Below are 22,333 nucleotides of genomic sequence, written 5' to 3' on the forward strand. Positions count from 1 at the left end.
ACTCTGTTTGTCATGCAGTTTTCAAGGTTCAACTATATCTGAAATGCATTTTTGCAATTCATTTAAAAACCTTTCATTTTAGACTTGACTTTTAATAGTTAGTCTTTCGTTGTTACAGATTTTTAAATAAGTCTTCGAGCGTTATGCTCAAACCATCTGCGATTTTCTTAATGTTTTGAAGTGATATATTGCGCTTACCAGCTTCTACAGAAGCTAAATATGTTCTATCCATATCTATTGAAAGTGCAAATTTTTCTTGGCTTACGCCTAAAGCTTTGCGCAATTGTTGAACACGTAATCCAAATGATTTTTGAATATCCATCCTATCCCTCTTTTTCAAGATTTCTTATATTTTAATGCTTTAGATGTATATAAGACAACGGATTATAAGTAACAATAGCATTAAAACTAAAGGCACCTGACTTTTTATTGTTAGATGCCTTTGAATTTGCCAATATGAAATTAAAGAAAAGCCACACACTCCTGATGAATGGAGTCTGTGGCTTTTACATTTTCGGAGACAATGCAATATACAAGTCAGGTCTGGTTTGTATATACACAGGAGGCGAAAACAAGGGGTATCCAAAGGGGAGTATCCCCTTGGCTCTGGGTTTCCAATAGGGGCGAGCAGCATCCCTATTGGCACACGATTTTCCGCAGGAAAGTCTAGTGTGTTATACCTTTGCTTCCGGCTGACGCTGGAAAGGAACTGGATACGCTATCTGCTGTGTAGGCAGGTAGCAGTTGTCAGGTTCTTTTCGGCGGCAGTAGGTCAGGCAGATTTTGTACGAACACGGACGAAATTTAGATTTGCTCACAGGGCAAAATCTGCCTGACCGGAGAAGGAAGCAGAGGTATATATCAGCCGTCGTCCTGCTACAGAGATATACTTATTCTTTGCCTTCCATAGGTGTCTCCAACATTTGCTTTGCGAGTTGTTGCAACAGTGCAGATGTGTTTTCGTCCATTGGGAGCATCGTTCCGACATAGGTAGCAACGGCAGTTGACACATCATCGATAGTCAGCTCAGATTGCGGCTTGTCTGGCAGTGAATCACGAATAGCATTTACAGCTTCCGCCGTGGCTATTGCTTCGGTAGGCTGTTGTGCCGTTACATCTTCCTTAATCTCTCGGATAATTTTCATCAGGATATTCTTAATTTTCTCAACATCCGCTTCATTGTTCTGGATTTTTGTGGAGTTCAGGAAACTCATATCCTTAATAATTTCTGCCCGCTTGGAAGGTTCTGCACTCATCAGCTCTACCAGCGGCTCTGTGGCAAAGTCAATAACTTGATTTCTTGCCATGATGCCGCTTGCAACGGTATTGTCAAAGTAGTTCTTCATTAGCACACATAGTTTCGGGAAGTCCTTATGCTCCAGCAGTCTGTTCAGAACAGACGCATCAATCTTTTTTGTAATCAGCCGCTTCACTGCTTCTTCGGACAAGCCAAGCTGAGAAATATCATAGCTTTTCGGAACGCTGATTGGCGTGAGACAGAGCAGATAATCCGTAGACACATGGAACTCTTTTGCGAGAGCCACCAATAAGGAACTGCTAATATTTGTGGTTTCTCCGCTTTCCAATCGGCTTATTTGGGAGTGGGCGACAAAAAGCCTGTCTGCCAGTTGTTTTTGGCTCAAGTTTTTATCCAATCTCAGATTGCGTACCCGACACGCTGTTGTATTTTCTTGTTCATCATCATAGTGTTTCTTCACGGAACTGCCTCCTTTCAATTTTGATGAGATTGTTTTCTACTATGTTAACTGGAAGGAGTATCTTCGTTCAGTAATCGGTTGAATGCTTCAATCGAGCCATCATACTTACCCTTTTGTATGCCCATGGAAATCTGTGCAATGTTTGCACCTGCCTGTTTGGCAGTTTGGGCTTCGATATCATACTCCATGTATTGCACCTGTCCGGGTTGGTTGTATTCTCTTGGCATGGACATCGTAGAACAATATAAGTCGTACAATTCTTGATAATCTTTTTTCATTTCTGAGAGGATAGTATCGAACTGTTTAATTCGCACTTCGTTATGATGTATAAATCCTTCAAGCATTGGTCTAGAGTATGATTTTGGTCTTCGGATAATGACAGGATTTAGCATAGGGTGTATTTCCGCAATACCAACAAGCTCAGAGGGAATTGTCTTTTTAGCATGTTCTAAATCTGCCACAAGTATGGATTGTGCATTGTGAAATGTCCAATTTCTTACATCGAGCAGTTCATTTATGGCCTTTGTACTCTCATCATCAAGATTTCGTTTCAAAAATCCCTTTTTTATAAATATCGGCCTCACTGAAATATAAGAAAAAGAGGATGACTGGTAATCGGCAAGAAAGCGTAGTAGCTCTCGTTGTACATATAACACTTTGTCACGAACAGTTTCATATTGCTTAGCAGAAATGGTTTGAGGCGATGATGTCCCACCCAAAAGATTTTGAGCCTCATCAGCGTATCGTTTTAGCTTCTCTAAATCAATAGTTGTTGGCACAATAAGGCTTTTCAAAACTAAACACGCATCTTCAGCTGTATTGATTGTAAATTGTTTGAACTGTGCCTTGGAACCTTTGGACATTACAGTTCACCTCCTGTCTGTCTATCATTATAATTCATCCTGTGCAAATTTGCAATTTTTCAAGCCTATACTTCCAGCTTTTGCGGCTTTCGTGGATAAACGAGAGCCGCTTATTTTTTGCGATAAACTTGGCTTAACGATCGATGGGAACAACTGAATGACCGTCCAGACCGATATAAACCGCCAAGGCTTCCGCAAAAGGAACGAGCGCCCCGCAAGGGGACGGCACAGCGCCGAGCAGGGTTGCCTGTCAGGAAACGGAATGGATAGAACGGCTTAACCAAAAACAAACAGGAGGATTATGAGTGAGTATTTTTGAAACTGTGAAAGCGACTGTCTCAGTTAGACAGGCCGCTGAATATTACGGATTGAAATTGAGTCGCAACAAAATGGTTAGCTGTCCCTTCCACGATGACCACACTCCCAGCATGAAGCTGAACAAGGAGTACTTCTATTGTTTTGGCTGTGGAGCAAAGGGCGATGTGATCGATTTTGTGGCAAGGCTGTTTGACATGACCAGTCTGCAAGCAGCACAAAAGCTGGCCTATGACTTTGGCATTGACCCAGATAAACCGCCAGCTGCTGCGGTGCTGTCAAAACCGAAATACCCGCTGGCAAGAGCATTCCGGCAAGAGGAACTGCACTGTCAGCGGGTATTGTGCGATTATCTGCATCTTCTGGAAAGCTGGAAGGTGCAGTATGCACCTAAAGCGCCGGAGGATAATTTGGATGACCGCTTTGTAGAAGCCTGCCAGATGCTGGACTATGTGGAGTATCTGGCGGACATTTTAACCTTTGCGGATTTGGAAGTGCGTGTTAAAACGATAGATATGCTTATCAACAATGGCACAATCAGCGGTCTGGAAGAACGCTTGAACCGGCTGAAAAAGGAGGTGGACAGTCGTGAAGAACCAGAAGTCGCCTGATTCTCCTGTTTGGTTTGACGGCAAAAGTATCAACGAAGCCCTGTTTTGTGATGATTTTCTTAGTAGGCACAAAATCATCTACACAAACGGGGCTTTTTTCACACCCGAAGGCCGTGTGACCGATGAACTTCCCCTGCGGGGAGAGATTTTTGAGGAGCTGAAATGCTGTGCGGTCAGCAATATCCCTCGAAAAATCAGCAATATTGTGGAGTTGATGAAGCTGGCGGCACTGGTAGAGGATTTTCCTCCGGAGGCAGATCGGATTCATCTTTCCAACGGGACGCTTTTTCTGGATGGAAGATTTATGGAGGGAAAGCCGGATATTGTGCGGAACCGTTTTCCTGTGGTCTATAACCCCAACACCCCGAACCCAGTTCTCTGGCTGAAATTTCTGGATGGTCTGCTCTACCCGGAGGATATTCCCACCTTACAGGAGTATATCGGCTATTGCCTGATCCCCAGCAATAAGGGACAGCGGATGATGGTCATTAAGGGCAATGGCGGTGAGGGCAAGTCGCAGATCGGTGCTGTGCTGGGAACTTTATTTGGCTCCAACATGAAGGATAGCAGCATTGGGAAAATATCGGAAAACCGATTTGCCCGTGCGGATTTGGAGCATATCCTCCTGTGCGTGGATGACGATATGCGGATGGAGGCCCTGCGCCAGACCAACTATGTAAAATCCATTGTTACCGCACAGGGGAAAATGGATTTGGAGCGCAAGGGCAAGCAGAGTTATCAGGGATGGATGTGCGCCAGATTAGTGGCATTCAGCAATGGAGATTTGCAGGCACTGTTTGACCGGAGCGACGGATTTTACCGCCGTCAGCTGGTGCTGACAACCAAGGACAAACCCGCTGACCGTGTGGATGATCCCGACCTTGCGGAGAAGATGAAAGCCGAGGTGGAGGGTATTCTGCTCTGGGCTTTTGAGGGATTGCAGCGTCTGGTAGCCAATCATTTCAAATTTACGGAAAGCCAGCGAACAAAAGACAACCGGGAAGCCGTGAAACGAGATAACAACAATGTCTTTGATTTTATGGAATCGGATGGCTATATCCGTTTGAAAGCGGATTGTTCCATCAGTTCTAAGGAGCTATATGAAATTTACCGGATGTGGTGTGAGGAAAACAATCTGACCCCATTGAAACGCCGCAGCTTCAGCGATGCCGTCATTGCCAGCCAGAACAAGTACAATCTGGAATACTACAATCGGATCACCAACGCTGCCGGGCGGCGGGTATGGGGCTTTCTTGGAATTGAAGCGATTGTCAGACCTAATATAAACGGATTTTCCAGTGTTTCAGAGGATACGTACGTACCGGAAGAATGGAGGAAGTAAGTTTTTTCTGACTTCCGTATGTATGTACGCAGCATATACCCACAAACACCGCTATATAGAAAATCTGCTTATCAGAAGTCCCTCATTTTATGGATAAAAAATCAAGGAGTGAAAAGCGGAAAATATTTGACTGTTGGAAGAAATTATTTTGCGAAATCGTGCTTCTCTCCCCGGCGAACCGGGTGCATGGAATTATGGGAACATACACGGCTTCAATTCAAGTCACACGGAACGGAAAAGTCGGAAAGTGCGACCTATGGGCAGGACATCACACCGGTAATTCTAAACAGATTTTAACGTAATAGAAAATTTTATGAACCAGTGAAGCGGTTATGTCAGAGGGCGTACCGGCTTCACTGTTCTATGAAGCAAATTTAGGAGGATTTTGAATATGAGTGTACGCAACGAAATTAAGGCACAAATCATACGTGCCGGTTTTACCATGCAGGAGGTAGTTGACCAGCTCCATGAGGAATACGGCTGGTCGGACAGTGTTTCCAACCTATCCGCCAAACTCCAGAGGGAATCTATCCGATATAAGGAGATCGTGGAACTGGCCGATGTGCTGGGATATGAGATTATTTGGCAGAAACGGAGGGAGGACAGAGCATGAGCAAGCCACAATATGCCATTCTCCGCTTTGCCAAGTACAAGGGGCCGGAGATTGGGAACATTGAAGCCCACAACGAGCGCACCAAAGAGAAATATGCCAGCAATCCCGATGTGGACATCAGCCGTAGCAAGTATAATTTCCATCTGGTCGAGCCAAAAGGCCGTTACCGTGCAGAGGCAGAACGACAGATTAAAGCGGCAGGATGCCGCACCCGCTCCGACAGCGTCCGAGTGGTGGAAGCCCTTGTGACTGCTACGCCGGAGTTCTTTAAAGGCAAGAAAAGAGCCGAACTGAAAGAGTTTTTCACAGAAGCTCTGGAATTTCTTAAGCAAAATCAATCAGCCGAAACAATTATCTCTGCCGTGGTGCATATGGACGAGAAAACGCCCCATATGCACCTTTCTTTTGTCCCACTGACGGAGGATGGACGGCTTTGTGCGAAAGAAATTTTAGGAAATAAAAAGAAGCTGACCCAGTGGCAGGATAAGTTCTGGGAACATATGGTGCGCAAATACCCGGATTTGGAGCGTGGTGAAAGTGCCAGCCAGACTGGACGTGACCACATTCCACCCAGAGTGTTCAAAGAGATGACCCGTCTGACCAAGCAGAAAGCCAGATTGGAAGAATTACTGACCGGAATCAACGCCTTTAACGCTAAGGGAAAGGCTGCTGAAATTGGAGATTTGCTGGATAAATATATCCCGGCTGTAGAACAGATGCACGCTACTTTGAAAAAGTACCGTACAGCATTCACAGATACCACTGCTGAAAACAGGGACTTGAAAGAGAAAAATGAGCAGTTGGAGCAGGATTTGAAGGAAGCCACGAAGGAAAGCACTTTGAAGCAGATTGCGGATGCCAAGCTGAAACGGGATTATGAAAATGCCGTTTCGGTGCTGGAACGTATCCCAAAGGAAGTGCTGGATGTGTATGCCCGTGGTGGTCACGGGAGAAAGGAGCGGCCTATTGAGCAGGATTTATGATAATCCGAAGTATAATGCGGCTTTTGACCGCCGTATTGATGTAATGACAAAATTGATGCTGAAATATGGAAACCAAGTTTTGGAGCAGCACCAGACGGCTGCTCCTGTTTCTTTGCAGGAACAGCCGGATACGATGCAAAGCAGTTCTTTTGCTAACGCCGCTTAAATGTTTATGATTTACACGTTGCGTAATTATTGAGCTGATGCTATAATAATTATGCAACGTGTGTTTTTTTGTTTATGGAGATGATGCGATGGACTGTAAAACCAAAATAAAAGAACTGCGGGAAATGACCGGAATGAACCGTAAGGAATTTTGTAAATTCTTTCATATCCCCTATCGGACGGTGACGGAATGGGAATTGGACAACCGCCATGCGCCGGAATATGTGTTACGCCTTTTAGAGTATTACATCCGCAATGAGGGATTGATAAAACAGCCTGTTGAAAATAATCCTGTCGGAGAAAGGAGTGTCAGCCATGAAAAAACGGATTAAGTGCTATATTTACACAAGAGTTTCCACTTCCGTTCAGGTAGATGGATACAGTCTGGATGCCCAGAGGGACAAGCTGCGGAAGTACGCCGAGTATGAAGATATGACCATTGTTGGGGAGTATTCTGATGAAGGCTTCTCCGGCAAGAATATTCAGGGACGGCTGGAGTTCCAGCGGATGTTGAGTGATATCCAAGAAGGTAAGGACGATATTTCATTTGTGCTGGTGTTCAAACTGTCCCGCTTTGGCAGAAATGCGGCGGATGTGCTCAATTCCTTACAGCTGATGCAGGATTTTGGTGTGAATTTGATCTGCGTGGAGGATGGTATTGATTCCTCCAAAGATTCCGGCAAGCTGATGATTTCCGTCCTTTCCGCAGTAGCGGAAATTGAGCGTGAAAATATTCGGACACAGACAATGGCAGGCCGTGAGCAGAAAGCCCGTGAGGGAAAATGGAATGGCGGCTTTGCCCCCTATGGCTATAAGCTGGAGAACGGTGAACTGCTGATTGCCGAAGATGAGGAAGACGTGGTAAAGCTCATTTACGACAGATATATTCATACCAACGATGGAATCAACGGTGTGGCGAAGTATTTGAATGATCACGGATACAAAAAGAAAATCCGTCAGAATGGCACGATCCCCGGCTTTTCTTCTAACTTTGTGAAGGATGTTCTGGACAATCCTGTTTACATGGGTAAGATTGCCTACGGTCGGCGCAGAACAGAAAAAAAGCTGGGAACAAGAAATGAGATGCACGTAGTCGAGCAAGACGAGTTCCCGATCTATGAGGGGCAGCATGAGGCGATCATTTCAGAAGAAGATTGGAACTTGGCACAGGATAAACGGAAGGCCAACGCCTTTAGGAGAGAAAAAGTAATTGACCCAGAACACGCACATATCTTGTCCGGTATCCTGAAATGCCCCTGTTGCGGCAAAAGTCTTTATGGGAATATTGCAAAGGCACACAGCAAGGATAAGAAAACCCGCTATTACTATTACTGCAAAAACACGTTGGGGGCAACCGGACACAAATGTACCTTCCGTGTGAACATTGAGCAGAAAGAGATGAACCGCATGGTAGCTGCCATTATCTCTGCCATGGTAAAAGACCCTCGCTTTTCAGAAGCGATCAAAGCAAAAATCGGTTCGGCAGTCGATACCGCAGATTTGGAGAGGCAGTTGGAGACTTTACAGGCGCAGCTCCGTCAGGCATTAGGAACAAAATCCCGTTTGGAACGTCAGATGGATAATTTGGATATTAACGCTCCCTATTACGACCAAAAAATTTTGGATTTACAGCGCCGCTATGATGAGCAGTATGCTAAAATAGAAGAAGTTGAAATTGGAATAGATGAGGTACAGTGTCAGATTCGCAGTATCCGTCAGGAAAAGATTTCCGGCGATAATATTTATCGGCTCCTGCTGGCGTTTGATGAGGTGTATGGCGCTGCCAGCGAAGCTGAGAAAAAAGAATTTATGAAGGCGTTTATTGAACGAATTGACCTATATCCGGAGAAGCAGAAAGATGGTAACTGGATTCGGAAGATTGTGTTCAATTTTCCGGTTCCTGTGAATGGGCAGGAAATAACAGAACTGCCCTTGGAAAATGAAACAATGGTCGAGACAGTTGTTAAGTTGGTTAGAAAAAATCCCGACGCATATATCGACATGACGGTTGATGTGGACGAGCTTGATTTGACTGCTGCGGAGGCGAAAGCAACTTATCAGGAAATTAAGGATTACATTAAGGAAAAGTATGATGTAAAGTTGTCTTCGCTGTATATTGCACAGGTAAAGGAAAAGTACGGAATTATTGAAAGAGGGAATTACAATACATCTAAGTCGGGAAATGCAGGGCAGCCACAGTGTCCGACGGAGAAAGAGAAGTTGATTGAAGAAGCACTTCGGCATTTTAAAATGATATAACAGAAAATAGGTTTGTTTTACAAGAAAGATAAAGGAGATAAGGTATTATGCAACCATATAAAGTTTGGCTCTTCTCAGATTTATTAGAAAAAAATAAGAGGGTATTTAAAGTTCCGGTTTATCAGCGTAATTATGATTGGAATAACATACAGTGCGAAAAACTTTATCAGGATATAATGATTGCAAATGAACGTGACCATAAACACTTTACTGGAACGATAGTATACATAGTTGGTATTGATGGCAGTACATTAAATGAGGTTTTGATTATAGATGGGCAGCAACGCCTTACAACGGTATATATTCTCTTAAAAGCACTTTATGATGCTGCAAAGGGAGTATCTGTAAGAATTGAAACTGAAATAGAAGAAGTGATGTTTAATCGGAATTGTGACGAGAAATATAAACTGAAATTAAAGCCAGTAAAAACAGATAATGTACAATTGCGTCTTTTGATTCAAGATAAAGTTGATGAGATGGACAGAAATTCCAATATTTATAAAAATTATATTTGCTTTAAAAATCTGATTGATAAAACATTGGGCTTAGGATTAGAAGTAAATGATATTCTTAATGGAATCAAGAAATTGGAAATGGTAGAAATTGTGCTTGATAAATCACAAGGAGATGAACCACAAAAAATATTTGAGTCAATTAACTCAACAGGATTAGAATTGAGTTTGGCAGATAAAATCAGAAATTATTTGCTGATGGACGATAATAATCAAGATGAACTTTATGAAAACTATTGGTCAGTTATTGAAAAGAATGTTGGATATCGTAATCTTGGAGATTTTGCCATTAATTTTTTAAATTCGCAAATCAGTAAGTCAGTAAACAATAAGAATGCGTATCGTTTATTTAAAGAACATTGCGAAGAAAATCATCTGAATCACGAAGATGTATTAAAAAAATTAAAGAGAATGTCAAAATCTTACGGGGCTTTTATTGGTGAAAATCACTATTATAGCAAACAGATTTTGGATTACCTACAGGCTTTCTATACCATCAAACAAACAACTGTTCTTCCATTTCTTTTTCGAGTTTTTGATGATTACGAAGATGAAAATATTGACGAAACTACGCTTCTTAAAGTATTGAATTATTTGTTGACTTATTTTGTCAGGATTACTGCCTGCGAAATTAATAAGAATTTGTCTAAGTTTATGAAGTCTATGTATGACAGATTTTTTGATGGGAATTATGAAAAATATTACGAAAAAATGGTAGTATTTCTTAATGATTTAAGAGCCAATGACCGAATGCCGACAGATGCAGAATTTGAAGAAGCACTTATTCATAAACCATTATACAAGAAACCGATTTGTAAGTTTGTTCTTTCTGTGATAGAAAATTCGTCTAAAGAGCATATTGATATTTCTAATCTGACGATAGAGCGTATTTTACCGCAAAAAGAAAATGCAGCTGTATGGAAAAAGGAAGTTGGAAATGATTATGGAAGAGTTTATGAAATATATCTGCATACACTCGGTAATTTGACAATAACCGGGCATAATAGTGAGTTAGGAACAAAGGCATTTGCAGATAAGAAGAAAATAATTCGTGAAAATTCAAAGGCAAATATTTTGAATAAAGAAGTTTTGGCGGCAGAGAAATGGGATGAAAAATCCATTCGAAACAGGGCAAAGGTACTTGCTAATATATTGATTGGTAAATTTAATTATGTGGAACTACATTCTGATTTGAATGAAAGCAATGAATTAAGTTTTGGCGTTAATAGTGGCATGGATTTTTCAAATACTAAACCGGAAGGATTCGCGTTTGTCGGTGAGTACACAAAGGCATTAAGCTGGGGAGATCTTCTGACAAAATTCATCAGTATTGCTTATGATTTAGATGCAGATACCTTTAGTGATTTAGCAGCGGGCGACTATTCATTGCCGAATGCGGATAGGACATATATTAGTAATGACGAAAGAAAGCTTCGTAAAGCTAAACAGATTGATAACAGTGGAATTTATTTTGAAACCAATTTATCAGCTAATAATATTATCTCGTTTATAAAAAATTTATTAGAGAAAATGAATTTGGATATAGACGATTTTAGTTTTTCTCTTTCAGAAGCCCCGCTTGATGTTAATGATGAAAATACCTGGTCAGAAGGGATGTTACCGGTAGCAAAATTATTTTATAATTTAATTGAGGAACTCATCAAACAAACAAAAATTACAGAAAATGAAATCGAACAGCTGAAAACAAAAGAATATACAAAGAGTTTATTTAGAGCCACAGACTATCCTGCCGTTGCAAATAATCGAACAGATAATATGGGAAACTCATTACAAAAGCGATACAGAGCTAAAGAACTGCAATTTAATGGTAAGAATATTTATATCTCTACTCAATTTTTTGAAACTGATAGAAGTGCCGTAATTGAATGGTATAAAGCACATTTAAGTTAATAAAGTCTGTTGATTAGTGGTAATCGGCACATTGGAAATGATTAAAATCCTCTTGTAAAATTATAGTACAATCAAATTACAGGAGGATTTTTTATGACGACATTATTTGAACAACAAGACGGTACATATCAAAATTAGGGCGATTATTTTATCCCTTGCGTGGAAACCAAAGAGCAAAAGGAATTACATATCAGCGTGTGGGCAAACAGGCACAGAAAATATCTCAAACAACATTATCGGGTAAGGTATTACAATCTTATGACCCCGGAAAATTGTATGAGTATCTTGCCGACATCGAAGAACAAGTCGAGAAACTGTTCGAGGAAATTGTAAAATCACTCGCCGAAAAAGAGGACGTTACGAAAAAACTGAAAGCAAATAACCCCATGTTATGGGTTCAAAAGATGAACAATATTCGCAATCGAGTAACAGAAATCGTGAATACAGAAGTGATATACAGATGAATTTAGGCACAGTCTTCGGACAAAAATCCGTTGGTTGTGCCTTAATTTTTCAAGATTATAAAATAACTGTGCAATCTTAGCGAGCAGACCATTCGGATAGCCAAACGGTAAATCTCGTTAGGGAACACCCTAAGACCTGTTATAGTCTATCTTTATAAAGGGAGATTTGATATAGTTTTCTGCCTAATTCTAGTCAGGAAAATATCCTTTTTCAGAGTATCGTTTACTTTGATCTACAACAGGTGTTTTATCCGTATTTTTGATAATTGGTAGTTTGATTATAGTGTCCTTGATTCTATCCATTAAAAATGCTCTACCATAGGAATACTTATATTGTTCTTTATTAAGGATTGAGGTTACACATAATACTAGGTATAATTGTCATTTGCAGAAGAAAATATCGATAGAAGTACAATAAGCCAGTATTGATATCAAAGAAAAATGTCTTTAAAGGATATTCTATTACTAGATGTATGGAAACGCAGATGAAGAAATATGAAAAATTCTTCAAAGCAGCAGATATTTATTAAAAAAATAGATATCTACTGCTTTTTCTGTGATAAACAGAAAATGTTATATCTTGTGGCGAAAAAGGGTGAGTTTTTCTTGAAAATACTGTTGGATTTTGAGAATAATAAATAATTTTAGAACTGAGGTTATACATTGGAAATTCTATTTTTACTTGCACATTAAAAGATTTTATGCTATATATAAAATATAAATAATAATAACTGTTATTAATATATTGAAATACTAAGGAGGATTATTTATGTTAGATCAAAAAACAATAGAAATAGTTAAGAGTACAGTACCAGCGCTAAAGGAACACGGGGTAGAAATCACAAAAACATTTTATAAAAATATGTTTGCTAATAATCCGGAGGTTAAGCCATTATTTAATATGGACAGACAAGTTTTAGGAGAGCAACCCAAAGCGTTAGCTATGGTAGTATTAGCAGCTGCTCAAAATATAGATAACTTAGAATCTTTATTACCAGCGGTAAGAAAAATAGGAGAAAAACATTGTGATGCAAAAATTAAAGAAGAGCATTATCCAATTGTTGGAGCAAATCTTCTAGGTGCAATTAAAGAGGTTTTGGGTGATGTGGCTACAGACGAGGTTATTGATGCATGGGGAAAAGCTTATGAGGTTATAGCTAAGATATTTATAGATATAGAAAAAGAAATTTACGAAACAAGAAGCAAATAATAATTATATTTAGCCATATTCATGATAGGAGTGAGTATGGCGTTTTCTTTTTTCGTTTATTATGAAATACATAAAACCCACAGGTACAGTTATATTATTGTATATGCGGCGGAATGGAGGTTATTTATGGATATTAATAAAGTTGCGAAAAGTATATTGAAGCATGTCGGTGGCGAAGAGAATATAAAAGATGTCAGCCATTGTTTTACAAGACTCCGTTTGGTGTTAAAGGATGAGACAAAAGCGGACAAACAGGCAGTAGAGCGTTTGGAAGGAGTAATTCAAGTTGTGATTTCTGGCGGACAATTTCAGATTGTACTTGGTTCAAAAGTAAATAAAGTATATGATGAGATATTGCCTATGTTGACAATGAAAAATGATCCGATGGGAGAGAATGTAAAGGTAAATCTGGCAAACTCAATTTTGCAGACGATTTCCAAGGTGTTTACCCCATTGATTCCAGCCATTGCAGCTTCAGGATTGATTAAAGGAATTTTGACGGCGGCAAGACTTTTGTCTGCTAAAAATGGCATTGATATTTCTTCCAATGATACTTATGTGCTGCTTTTTGCGGCCAGCCAGATTATTTTTTACTTCATGCCAATTTTTCTTGGCTATACGGCGGCAAAGGCGCTTAAGTGCAATGAGATTATAGCAATGACAATTGGTGGCTTTTTGTGCTATCCCCAGTTGGATATGCTAATTCAAGATGTTACTACGACAACAACATTTTTTGGAATTCATGTGACTAAAGGGGCATGGACTATTGGCGATTCTACGAAAGTGTTCAGTTATACAGAATCGGTCATTCCGATTTTACTTGCAGTATTTGTTTTGGTGTACCTAGAAAAATTTCTGTATAAGATTATTCCACAAATAATACAGATTATTATGGTACCGGGATTATCGATTCTTATTATGGTGCCATTAACGCTTACACTCCTCGGACCAATTGGCATCTGGGTAGGAAATAGTATTCAGACTTTATATTATGTGTTGATGGACTTTAACACTGCTATTGGTGGAGCAGTAATCGGTGGTTTGTGGGGAGTATTTGTGATTTTCGGCGCACATCGGGCATTGCTTCCGGTGGGACTCAATGATGTTGCAATGAGTGGAAAACAGAATTTATTAGCATTTGCAGGTGCGGCAAATTTTTCGCAAGGTGGTGCAGCACTTGGGGTGATGCTCAAGTCTAAGAATAAGGAATTAAAAAGTGTGGCGGCGTCTGCCGCTATTTCAGCAGCATTGGTAGGGGTTACAGAACCAGCGATTTACGGTTGTAATCTTCGTTTGAAAAAGCCGATGATTTGTGCAATTGTCTGTGGTGCTATTGGTGGTGGTATTATGGGAGTAGGAGGCGTTTATGGAGATTCTTTTGCCAACAATGGAGTGCTTACTATTTTTTCCTATGCTGCTTTTGGAATGAAACCATTTTTGTTTTATTTGGCAGGTTGTATGGTGGCTTTCTTTGGAACAGCTGTTTTCACTTACATTATTGGTTTTGAAGATATTGTGGAGAAGAAAGAGGCGATTTTAGATAACGAAACGAATAGAATTGCAGTAAAAGATGCAGAGAAAGTATGGTATGTAACTGCTCCTGTCGAAGGAAAAGCAATCGAGCTGAATCAGATTCATGATAAAGTGTTTGCGGAAGAAAGATTAGGAAAAGGAATTGCGATCATTCCGTCGAAAGGAGAAGTTGTGGCTCCGGTGGACTGTACGGTAAATGTAATTTACCCAACGCTTCATGCAATGGGGGTGACTCTGGATAATGGTGTGGAACTTTTGATTCATGTTGGAATAGATACAGTAAAACTGGAAAGAAAATACTTTAAACAATATGCACAAGAGGGAACACATATAAAAAAGGGAACAAAAATAATATCCTTTGACTTAGAAAAAATTGAAGAAGCTGGATATGATACAACAGTCTCGGTAGTAGTCGCAAATACTTTTGACTATAAAGAGGTAATTGGATTGCAGACACAGCATGCAGATATAGATACTACAGTAATTGAGATCACATAATAAAGATAGGAGAGAAAAATAATGTCAGAAAGATTTTCGAAAAATTTTTTATGGGGGGCGTCTTCCTCGGCATTTCAGATTGAAGGAGCATGGGACGAAGATGGAAAAGGAATGACAGTAGCGGATTATAATTCATTCAAGCGTTCAAAAAAGCAGGCGGATAGCAAGGTTGCCAGCGACTTTTATCATCATTGGAAGGAAGATATTGCATTGATGAAGGAATTAGGAATGCAGATGTATCGCTTTTCTTTGTCGTGGGCAAGAATTATTCCAGATGGAGATGGAGAGGTAAACCGGGCGGGAATTGAATTTTACAATAAGGTGATTGACTGTCTTTTGGAGAATGGGATACAGCCTTTTGTCACCTTGTATCATTTTGATCTGCCGTATGCATTGGTGGAAAAGTACAATGGATGGGAGGACAGGCGATGCGTATATGCATTTGAGCGTTATGCAAAATTATGTTTTACAGAGTTTGGGGAAAGAGTGAAATGCTGGCAGGTTATCAACGAGCAAAATCTTATGATTCGTGTAGATGAGCGTATGAATATTAACGAGTCGGATGCATGGAAAGCAGATAAGATTCGGGCTCAGATGGATTATCATATGTTCCTTGCCCATGCGCTTGCAACGAGAGCGTGCCATGAAATGATACAAGATGGGAAAATTGGTCCGGCGATTTCTTCTACTTGCACATATCCTTTGACAAATAAACCGCAGGATGTATGGGCAGCAAAGATGAATGACTGTATGAAGACAAACTACTGTTTGGATATGTATCACTATGGAAAATATCCGGGGTATTATATGCGTTATTTAAAAGAGCGCAATATTGTGCCGGATATGCTTGAGGGAGATGAAGAAATTCTAGGGGCTGGAAAAATGGATTATATTGCTGTTAATTATTATCGGACACTATGTGCAAGTTATTTGCCGGCGGATGAGGAGCACCTGATTGGAATGCGCGTATTTCGTGGTAATGAGGTGGATTTTGATCAATATGGATATTTTCGCGATGAAAAGAATGAGAATTTACAGGCAAGCGAATATGGAGCGCAGATCGATCCTATGGGCTTGAGAATTGTGTTAAATGATTATTATAGCAGGTATCGTCTGCCGATGCTTATTACGGAAAATGGACTCGGAGCAGCAGATGAATTGACAGAATCTGGAGAGATACACGATTCATATCGGATTAACTATATAAAAGAACATTTGAAAGCGTGTGCAATGGCGTTAGAGGATGGCGTGGAACTAATCGGATATTCGGCGTGGTCCTTTATGGATCTTTTGAGTTCTCACCAAGGCTTTCGGAAACGTTATGGTTTTGTGTATGTGAATCGTGAGGATCAAGATTTAAAAGATATGAAAAGAATCAAGAAAGATAGCTTTTATTGGTATCAGAATGTTATCCATACCAATGGAGCAGAGTTGCTCTAAAATACCACAGCCTACCATAATGAGAATAGGGTTAAGTTTTGTTTTTCTCAGGCAAAAAAGTGCAATTGCAAAGAAAATGATACCGCGAATATTAAGATTGGACAAACTCAGTTCCAATGTTCCGGATTCAAAGAATATGGAGAATATAATACTGAGTTCTGCGACGGCAATCATAGATACAACGACTGGGCGAAGTGTACCTAGAATATCCTGCATGATTTTTACATTTTGATATTGAATGTAGATTTTTGCCAACAACGTAACGATGATACAGGATGGGAGAATACATCCGAGTGTTGCGGCGAGTGCGCCTGGTATTCCGGCTACCTGTGTCCCAACAAAAGTCGCAGAGTTTACGGCGATTGGTCCAGGCGTCATCTCGGCGATAGTTACAAGGTCGCCGAATTCTGCCATACTAAGCCAGTGGTATTTCTCAACAACCTGTGCCTGAATGAGAGCCATAGCGGCATAACCTCCACCAAAACTGAATGCTCCAATTTGCAGATAACTGAAAAATAATTGTAAATAAATCATCAGTGTTTTGCCTCCTGTTTTGTGATAATAGCTTTTATGATTGCGAATGCAATACATATTAAGATAATGAAAACGACATTAATTTTTAGATAATAGTTTGCAATGAAGGCGCAGAGCATAATGAGAATTGGACCTGCTTTTTTTTGACGGATAATTCCAGAACCCATATCCCATACGACAGATACGATCACCGCACCTACGCCGGCTCGCATTCCATTCAGTAAAGCCAGCACGGCAGTGTTTTCTTGAAACAGTGTATAAAATCCGGAAATAATTGAAATGACAAAAAATGGTGGAATGATTGCACCCAGTATGGAAAAAATCACACCGGGAACGCCACATAATTTGTATCCTATCACAATAGCTCCATTGACAGCAACTGCACCAGGAGATGATTGGGCGATTGCAATCAGATCCAGCATCTCGTTTTCGTCGATCCAATGCAGATTATCTACAAATTTCGTTTTCATTAGAGAGACGATAACATATCCACCACCGAATGTAAAAGCGCTGAGATAAAGAGTAGAAAAGAATAATTTTTTTAAAAGTAGTGTTTTATTGATGTTCTGTTTCATGAATTACATTCTCCGATCCTCAAAGGCCCCTTCTGCCATCGCTTTGATGGAGGAGGCGTACTCTGAAGGTGTCATATCTGTGATTTTTTTGAACTGCCTTGAAAAATAGTGTATGGATGTATAGCCAAGCTGCTCAGAAATCTGTGTGAAATTCATGTGCCCAGTACGAATCATTTCTTTTGCAGTCTCGATTTTCATATTAGAGAAATATTCAATAATTCCAAGTCCAGTCTTTTGTTGGAATAGTTTTTGTAACTGTGACCGCCCAATCATATTGTCTTTGCAGATTTGTTCGATTGTAATGCGAGAATTCAGGTGCATCTCCATATAGTGAATGATTCGGTTCAATACTTCTGTATCGCTTTTCATTTTGGTCACTTTCAAAGAAGAAAGTGTATTGTCAGTGTGTGTGATAGAGGAATGGTTATATCTTCTCATCAGGTGGATTAGGAAATATTCCAAATGAATCCGAATTAACTGTTCAGCGTCTGGTGCGGCTGAAGCGGTGCGAAGCATTTCGGTCTGATAAGGATCATCGAGCCTTCCTTTAAACACAGTCTTTGCCTCGGCAATAATATCGGCTAAGATATTCCGTTCCAATTCATCAATTTTTAAAATGCGATCTTCAAAAAATGCCATTGCAGCACTCTTGCAGTGAAAAGAAATTACAACTAGATTCGGAGCGGATGTTCCGGTAGCATCTACAGTATGGAATTCATTTGGTTTGTGAAAAGCTACTTGTCCTTTTTTTAAAATTATATCCGAATCGCCCATCCGAATCTTCACATCGCCTTTGTCTACACACACGAATTCCCAAAAATTATGTGCTTCTCCAGGGAAAGAAAAGTCGCTCATATATTCAAAGTAATGTATTGTAACTAACTCGGTTATAGAGATAGATTCTCTCAGACTTATACTTTTGTATCGCATAAGATTACCTGCTTTCTCTTGTGATAGTTTTAAGTATAAATGCTTTTTTTTGAGAATGCAATAATAAAAGATGTTAGTTATATTGTTGTGAGATAGTGTGAAAAGTGCAAAGTTAGCGCGAAGGCATTGGTGAGGAGATGCTGTCAAAAATAAAAACAAGGTTGTTTTGGATAAAGGGAAAAATCTTTTCATTAAAAAAATGTAGAAAATATATGAAAAAGAGAAACTAGTATAAAAAGTAAGTTGGAAATTTTGTACAATACTTATGTTGTTTTGAATAGCAAGATATATAAAAAAATGAGCAAAATAACTCTTGAAAAGGAATTGAAGATGGAGTATGATTTTTCTATACCAAAAGAACGGAGTGTTCCGTTTTAAAATAAGAAGGAGGAAGAGGTATGAAAATGAAAAAGTTACTTTGTCTAGTACTTGCAGGTGTAATGACATTGAGTGTTGCAGCTTGTGGGTCGAAAGATGATGGAGGAAAAGACAAAGCAGAAGATGGAAAGACGTTAAAAGTAGCAGCAGTAGAAACTGCATATGGTAAAGATATGTGGGAAAAAGTAGCAGATGCTTTTGAAGCTGCTAATGAAGGTGTGACTGTAGAGCTTACAATTGATAAAAAATTGGAAGATGTAATTACACCAGATATGAAAGCAGGTAACTATCCAGATGTTATCATGCGTGCGGTAGGTGCAGAGTCAGGTATGACAGAGACATTTATCAGAGATAACAACTTAGTTGATTTGACAGATGTGTTAGAGATGACAGTACCAGGTGAAGAAGTGACAGTAGGAGAAAAGATTCTTCCAGGATTTACAGAGAACACAATTACAAATCCTTATGGAGACGGAAAGACATATTTGATGCCAATGTTCTACGGACCATGTGGATTGTTCTACAATCAAGGGCTTTTTGAAGAAAAAGGTTGGACAGTTCCAACAACTTGGGATGAGATGTGGGAATTAGGAGAAAAAGCAAAGGCTGAAGGAATTGCTTTATTTACATATCCAACAACAGGATACTTTGATGCATTTTTCTATGCATTACTTCACGAAGCAATGGGAGAAGAAGCGTTTACAAAAGCACTTCAGTATGAAGAAGGAATCTGGGATACTCCAGAAGCACAGAAAGTATTTGATATCATTGGAAAATTAGCTTCTTACACAGAAAAGACAACACCGGCAAATGCTAATGACAATGATTTCCAGAAAAATCAGCAATTAATTTTAGACAACAAAGCGCTCTTTATGCCAAACGGTAATTGGGTAATCGGTGAGATGAAAGAGGCTCCACGTGCAGAGGGATTTGAGTGGGGATTCACAGCTCTTCCAGCAGTAGAACAAGGTGGAGAAAGAGCTTCTTACTCATTCTTTGAGCAGACATGGATGCCAAAAGAAGCAAAGAATCAGGATCTTGGAAAAGAGTTTATCGCATTCTTATATTCGGATGAAGCAGCAGAGATTTTTGCAAATGAAGGCGGAGCTGTACAGCCAATCGCTGGAATGTCAGACAAGTTAAAAGATGATGCAAAAACATACTACAGCATCTACGATACAGGTGCAGTTGCAGTATTAGATGCATTTGCTACAACAGAACCAGTAGAAGGTCTTACTGTAAGAGGTGCATTCTTTGATCCTGTAAACTCTTTAGTATCTGGAGACAAGACACAAGAAGATTGGGTTAAACAGTTTAAAGAAGCTAGCGATACTTTCAGAGGTGCGTTAAAAAAATAAACTTGAAATGACTATAAATAGTCAGAAAAGAAACAGCCGGCTATGAGTTTTTTATGAGCCGGCTGTTTTTATGAAATCAGTAAGATTTGACTTGAGATTAAGATTAGGAGATGACTAAATGAGAAAAGAGAAAGGTAGAGGGAGATTTATATTCTTTTGTTTGGCTCCCGCTGTAATTTTATTTGTAGTATTTATGATCATTCCTACTATTGATGTATTTCGCATGTCTATGTTCAAATGGGGAGGATATACGGCAGATAAAACATTTGTAGGGTTGCAAAATTTTCAGACGTTGTTCAAAAGTGAAAAGTTTTATCAAGCATTTCAAAATACAGTTTTGCTAATTGTTGTTGTAACGTTGTTTACATTTGCATTTTCACTTATATTTGCAGCAATTCTGACAAGGGAGAAAATCAAAGGACAGAATTTCTTTAGGGTTATTTTTTACATTCCAAATATTTTATCTGTTGTAGTAATTAGTGCGATTTTCTCAGCCATCTATGATCCAAATCAGGGATTGTTGAACTCCTTCTTGAATCTGTTTAGAGGGGCAAAAGGAGCTGAGAATCCGGTTTTATGGCTTGGTGATCAAAAGCTTGTTATCTATAGTATTGTAATTGCAATGGTTTGGCAGGCGATTGGATATTATATGGTTATGTATATGGCAAGTATGGCAAATGTTCCAGAAAGTCTTTATGAATCAGCAGGGCTTGAGGGAGCAGGAAAGATTAAGCAATTCTTCTCCATTACTCTTCCACTGATTTGGACAAATATCAGAACAACATTGACATTCTTTATTATCAGTACGATCAATATGAGTTTCTTGTTTGTAAAAGCAATGACTAATGGTGGTCCGGACGGAGCATCAAACGTATTCTTAAGTTACATGTATCAAGAAGCATATACGAACTCTTCCTATGGTTATGGTATGGCAATTGGTTCAGTTGTATTTATTTTCTCATTTGCATTAGCTGGTATTTTGAATTTTGTAACAAAACGTGAAGAGATTGAATTCTAGGGGAGGTAAAAAGATGAGCAGAAAAAGTAAAGGAACAATTCATGAGACATCGAAACTTGCTAAGTTTTTTATTTATATCCCATTGGTTCTTTTGACAATCACAATTATTGTGCCGGTATTTTGGGTGTTTATGGCATCTATCAAAGAGAATTCTGAGTTCTATAGAAATCCATGGGCACTGCCAGCAGGAGTGTATTTCCAGAATTTTGTAGACGCATGGGAAAGTGCAAATATGGGTTCTTACATGTTGAACTCAGTTATTGTAACAGCAGTGGCAATCTTTTTGCTTGTTATTATTGCGCTGCCAGCATCGTATGTATTGGCAAGATTTAAATTTAAAACAAGTAAGTTTTGGAATGTTTTATTCATGGCAGGTTTGTTTATTAATGTAAACTATATTGTAGTACCTATTTTCCTTATGTTGAATAATGGTGATACATTCCTATACAAAACATTTGGAAGTACATTTTTTATGAATAATTTATTTGTACTTGCAGTTGTGTATGCGGCTACAGCGCTTCCGTTTACAATCTATCTTTTATCAGGATATTTCAAATCATTGGCAAAAGACTACGAGGAAGCGGCTTACGTGGATGGAGCAGGCTATTTTAGAACAATGGTTCAGATTATTATTCCGATGGCGAAACCAAGTATTGTAACAATTATTTTGTTCAACTTCCTCGCTTTTTGGAATGAATATATTATTTCTATGACATTGTTGACAGATCCGAAATTAAAGACACTTCCGGTAGGTTTGATGAATTTGATGGCTGCACAGAGATCGGCTGTACAGTACGGAAAAATGTATGCGGGACTTGTCATTGTAATGCTTCCAACACTTATCCTTTATATGTGTGTTCAGAAGAAACTGACGCAGGGAATGACAGTTGGCGGATTGAAAGGCTAAGGAGGAAATACTATGAGCGAAAACGCAAAAAAAATATTGATTGGCATTATCGTAGCAGTTATATTTGTTGCAAGTGTTGCCTTAGTTGTAGTAGGACAAAAACATATAGGACCGAAAGGTCTTGGAATGATGATGGTTGGCTTGCTTGGTCTGGTATCTTTACTTGGACTATATAACAGGCAGTATAAGTAATCGT

At 39.4% G+C, this 22,333-nt stretch carries 22 protein-coding genes and 1 pseudogene; 17 read left to right on the forward strand and 6 right to left on the reverse strand.

Annotated features, from left to right (window positions below; all coding sequences use genetic code 11):
* Positions 1–112 precede the first annotated feature (112 nt).
* From ACTQXY_RS11745 to ACTQXY_RS11755, 3 genes are all read right to left on the reverse strand, one after another.
* A complete protein-coding gene (locus tag ACTQXY_RS11745; RefSeq protein ID WP_441659603.1) occupies positions 113–322 on the reverse strand; it encodes a helix-turn-helix domain-containing protein in 210 nt (69 codons plus the stop codon).
* A 568-nt stretch (positions 323–890) separates the two neighbouring features.
* A complete protein-coding gene (locus ACTQXY_RS11750; RefSeq protein WP_441659604.1) occupies positions 891–1,718 on the reverse strand; it encodes a helix-turn-helix domain-containing protein in 828 nt (275 codons plus the stop codon).
* Between the two features lie 44 nt (positions 1,719–1,762).
* Complete coding sequence (locus ACTQXY_RS11755) at positions 1,763–2,581, reverse strand: hypothetical protein (protein WP_441659605.1); 819 nt, start codon at positions 2,579–2,581, stop codon at positions 1,763–1,765.
* A 305-nt stretch (positions 2,582–2,886) separates the two neighbouring features.
* Here ACTQXY_RS11755 and ACTQXY_RS11760 point away from each other — a divergent pair, with 305 nt between their 5' ends.
* From ACTQXY_RS11760 to ACTQXY_RS11820, 13 genes and pseudogenes are all read left to right on the forward strand, one after another.
* The gene (locus ACTQXY_RS11760) at positions 2,887–3,507 is read left to right on the forward strand and encodes a CHC2 zinc finger domain-containing protein (protein ID WP_441659606.1); all 621 of its coding nucleotides are present in this window, start codon (positions 2,887–2,889) and stop codon (positions 3,505–3,507) included.
* A complete protein-coding gene (locus ACTQXY_RS11765) occupies positions 3,485–4,849 on the forward strand; it encodes a phage/plasmid primase, P4 family (protein ID WP_441659607.1) in 1,365 nt (454 codons plus the stop codon). Before ACTQXY_RS11760 ends, ACTQXY_RS11765 begins: the two co-directional genes overlap by 23 nt.
* An 89-nt stretch (positions 4,850–4,938) precedes the next feature.
* Positions 4,939–5,151 carry a hypothetical protein gene (locus ACTQXY_RS11770; RefSeq protein ID WP_441659608.1) on the forward strand — a complete coding sequence of 71 codons (213 nt, stop codon included), beginning with the start codon at positions 4,939–4,941 and terminating at the stop codon, positions 5,149–5,151.
* A gap of 89 nt (positions 5,152–5,240) precedes the next feature.
* Positions 5,241–5,462: an LLM class flavin-dependent oxidoreductase gene (locus ACTQXY_RS11775; protein WP_441659609.1), complete on the forward strand. Its 222-nt coding sequence runs from the start codon at positions 5,241–5,243 to the stop codon at positions 5,460–5,462.
* Positions 5,459–6,445, forward strand: coding sequence for a MobV family relaxase (mobV, locus tag ACTQXY_RS11780; RefSeq protein ID WP_441659610.1), 987 nt, complete (start codon positions 5,459–5,461; stop codon positions 6,443–6,445). Before ACTQXY_RS11775 ends, mobV begins: the two co-directional genes overlap by 4 nt.
* On the forward strand, positions 6,429–6,611 hold the full coding sequence (locus tag ACTQXY_RS11785; protein WP_441659611.1) for a hypothetical protein: 183 nt from the start codon (positions 6,429–6,431) through the stop codon (positions 6,609–6,611). The genes mobV and ACTQXY_RS11785 overlap by 17 nt, the downstream gene beginning before the upstream one ends.
* An 88-nt stretch (positions 6,612–6,699) precedes the next feature.
* Positions 6,700–6,942 carry a helix-turn-helix domain-containing protein gene (locus ACTQXY_RS11790; RefSeq protein WP_441659612.1) on the forward strand — a complete coding sequence of 81 codons (243 nt, stop codon included), beginning with the start codon at positions 6,700–6,702 and terminating at the stop codon, positions 6,940–6,942.
* Positions 6,926–8,869, forward strand: a complete 1,944-nt coding sequence (locus ACTQXY_RS11795) for a recombinase family protein (protein ID WP_441659613.1) — start codon at positions 6,926–6,928, stop codon at positions 8,867–8,869. Before ACTQXY_RS11790 ends, ACTQXY_RS11795 begins: the two co-directional genes overlap by 17 nt.
* 47 nt (positions 8,870–8,916) lie before the next feature.
* Positions 8,917–11,292 carry a GmrSD restriction endonuclease domain-containing protein gene (locus ACTQXY_RS11800; RefSeq protein ID WP_441659614.1) on the forward strand — a complete coding sequence of 792 codons (2,376 nt, stop codon included), beginning with the start codon at positions 8,917–8,919 and terminating at the stop codon, positions 11,290–11,292.
* A 195-nt stretch (positions 11,293–11,487) separates the two neighbouring features.
* Positions 11,488–11,756, forward strand: a pseudogene (locus ACTQXY_RS11805) (TnpV protein).
* Positions 11,757–12,525: 769 nt separating this feature from the next.
* On the forward strand, positions 12,526–12,966 hold the full coding sequence (locus ACTQXY_RS11810) for a globin domain-containing protein (RefSeq protein WP_441659615.1): 441 nt from the start codon (positions 12,526–12,528) through the stop codon (positions 12,964–12,966).
* A gap of 126 nt (positions 12,967–13,092) precedes the next feature.
* On the forward strand, positions 13,093–14,997 hold the full coding sequence (locus ACTQXY_RS11815; RefSeq protein ID WP_441659616.1) for a beta-glucoside-specific PTS transporter subunit IIABC: 1,905 nt from the start codon (positions 13,093–13,095) through the stop codon (positions 14,995–14,997).
* A 21-nt stretch (positions 14,998–15,018) separates the two neighbouring features.
* Positions 15,019–16,437 (forward strand): glycoside hydrolase family 1 protein, encoded by a 1,419-nt coding sequence (locus ACTQXY_RS11820; protein WP_441659617.1) that lies wholly within the window; start codon positions 15,019–15,021, stop codon positions 16,435–16,437.
* Here ACTQXY_RS11820 and ACTQXY_RS11825 read toward each other — a convergent pair.
* Genes ACTQXY_RS11825 through ACTQXY_RS11835 form a run of 3 tightly spaced genes read right to left on the reverse strand, consistent with a single transcriptional unit; the run spans position 16,354 to position 18,476 of the window.
* Positions 16,354–16,971: a chromate transporter gene (locus tag ACTQXY_RS11825; RefSeq protein ID WP_441659618.1), complete on the reverse strand. Its 618-nt coding sequence runs from the start codon at positions 16,969–16,971 to the stop codon at positions 16,354–16,356. The two genes, ACTQXY_RS11820 and ACTQXY_RS11825, sit on opposite strands and share 84 nt — an antisense overlap.
* Positions 16,971–17,546 carry a chromate transporter gene (locus tag ACTQXY_RS11830; protein WP_441659619.1) on the reverse strand — a complete coding sequence of 192 codons (576 nt, stop codon included), beginning with the start codon at positions 17,544–17,546 and terminating at the stop codon, positions 16,971–16,973. The genes ACTQXY_RS11825 and ACTQXY_RS11830 overlap by 1 nt, the downstream gene beginning before the upstream one ends.
* A gap of 3 nt (positions 17,547–17,549) precedes the next feature.
* Positions 17,550–18,476 (reverse strand): helix-turn-helix domain-containing protein, encoded by a 927-nt coding sequence (locus ACTQXY_RS11835; RefSeq protein ID WP_441659620.1) that lies wholly within the window; start codon positions 18,474–18,476, stop codon positions 17,550–17,552.
* A gap of 398 nt (positions 18,477–18,874) precedes the next feature.
* Here ACTQXY_RS11835 and ACTQXY_RS11840 point away from each other — a divergent pair, with 398 nt between their 5' ends.
* The 4 genes from ACTQXY_RS11840 (at position 18,875) to ACTQXY_RS11855 (ending at position 22,329) form a co-directional block, all read left to right on the forward strand.
* Positions 18,875–20,212: a carbohydrate ABC transporter substrate-binding protein gene (locus ACTQXY_RS11840; protein ID WP_441659621.1), complete on the forward strand. Its 1,338-nt coding sequence runs from the start codon at positions 18,875–18,877 to the stop codon at positions 20,210–20,212.
* 118 nt (positions 20,213–20,330) lie between these two features.
* The gene (locus ACTQXY_RS11845; protein WP_441659622.1) at positions 20,331–21,230 is read left to right on the forward strand and encodes a carbohydrate ABC transporter permease; all 900 of its coding nucleotides are present in this window, start codon (positions 20,331–20,333) and stop codon (positions 21,228–21,230) included.
* Between the two features lie 13 nt (positions 21,231–21,243).
* Positions 21,244–22,137, forward strand: a complete 894-nt coding sequence (locus ACTQXY_RS11850) for a carbohydrate ABC transporter permease (protein WP_441659623.1) — start codon at positions 21,244–21,246, stop codon at positions 22,135–22,137.
* Between the two features lie 12 nt (positions 22,138–22,149).
* Positions 22,150–22,329, forward strand: a complete 180-nt coding sequence (locus ACTQXY_RS11855; protein ID WP_441659624.1) for a DUF6903 family protein — start codon at positions 22,150–22,152, stop codon at positions 22,327–22,329.
* The last annotated feature ends 4 nt before the right edge of the window (positions 22,330–22,333 follow it).

Source organism: Faecalimonas sp. LCP19S3_D12 (assembly GCF_052121495.1).
GTDB lineage: Bacteria > Bacillota > Clostridia > Lachnospirales > Lachnospiraceae > Faecalimonas.

What these genes read in the sequence shown, in the direction of transcription:
- ACTQXY_RS11850 (WP_441659623.1), top strand. Translation starts at nt 21,244, where the DNA reads ATGAGCAGAAAAAGTAAAGGAACAATTCATGAGACATCGAAACTTGCT.
- ACTQXY_RS11810 (WP_441659615.1), top strand. Translation starts at nt 12,526, where the DNA reads ATGTTAGATCAAAAAACAATAGAAATAGTTAAGAGTACAGTACCAGCG.
- mobV (WP_441659610.1), top strand. Translation starts at nt 5,459, where the DNA reads ATGAGCAAGCCACAATATGCCATTCTCCGCTTTGCCAAGTACAAGGGG.
- ACTQXY_RS11820 (WP_441659617.1), top strand. Translation starts at nt 15,019, where the DNA reads ATGTCAGAAAGATTTTCGAAAAATTTTTTATGGGGGGCGTCTTCCTCG.
- ACTQXY_RS11835 (WP_441659620.1), bottom strand. Translation starts at nt 18,476, where the DNA reads ATGCGATACAAAAGTATAAGTCTGAGAGAATCTATCTCTATAACCGAG.
- ACTQXY_RS11755 (WP_441659605.1), bottom strand. Translation starts at nt 2,581, where the DNA reads ATGTCCAAAGGTTCCAAGGCACAGTTCAAACAATTTACAATCAATACA.
- ACTQXY_RS11830 (WP_441659619.1), bottom strand. Translation starts at nt 17,546, where the DNA reads ATGAAACAGAACATCAATAAAACACTACTTTTAAAAAAATTATTCTTT.
- ACTQXY_RS11845 (WP_441659622.1), top strand. Translation starts at nt 20,331, where the DNA reads ATGAGAAAAGAGAAAGGTAGAGGGAGATTTATATTCTTTTGTTTGGCT.
- ACTQXY_RS11775 (WP_441659609.1), top strand. Translation starts at nt 5,241, where the DNA reads ATGAGTGTACGCAACGAAATTAAGGCACAAATCATACGTGCCGGTTTT.
- ACTQXY_RS11825 (WP_441659618.1), bottom strand. Translation starts at nt 16,971, where the DNA reads ATGATTTATTTACAATTATTTTTCAGTTATCTGCAAATTGGAGCATTC.
- ACTQXY_RS11745 (WP_441659603.1), bottom strand. Translation starts at nt 322, where the DNA reads ATGGATATTCAAAAATCATTTGGATTACGTGTTCAACAATTGCGCAAA.
- ACTQXY_RS11770 (WP_441659608.1), top strand. Translation starts at nt 4,939, where the DNA reads ATGGATAAAAAATCAAGGAGTGAAAAGCGGAAAATATTTGACTGTTGG.
- ACTQXY_RS11790 (WP_441659612.1), top strand. Translation starts at nt 6,700, where the DNA reads ATGGACTGTAAAACCAAAATAAAAGAACTGCGGGAAATGACCGGAATG.
- ACTQXY_RS11800 (WP_441659614.1), top strand. Translation starts at nt 8,917, where the DNA reads ATGCAACCATATAAAGTTTGGCTCTTCTCAGATTTATTAGAAAAAAAT.
- ACTQXY_RS11855 (WP_441659624.1), top strand. Translation starts at nt 22,150, where the DNA reads ATGAGCGAAAACGCAAAAAAAATATTGATTGGCATTATCGTAGCAGTT.
- ACTQXY_RS11840 (WP_441659621.1), top strand. Translation starts at nt 18,875, where the DNA reads ATGAAAATGAAAAAGTTACTTTGTCTAGTACTTGCAGGTGTAATGACA.
- ACTQXY_RS11815 (WP_441659616.1), top strand. Translation starts at nt 13,093, where the DNA reads ATGGATATTAATAAAGTTGCGAAAAGTATATTGAAGCATGTCGGTGGC.
- ACTQXY_RS11795 (WP_441659613.1), top strand. Translation starts at nt 6,926, where the DNA reads ATGAAAAAACGGATTAAGTGCTATATTTACACAAGAGTTTCCACTTCC.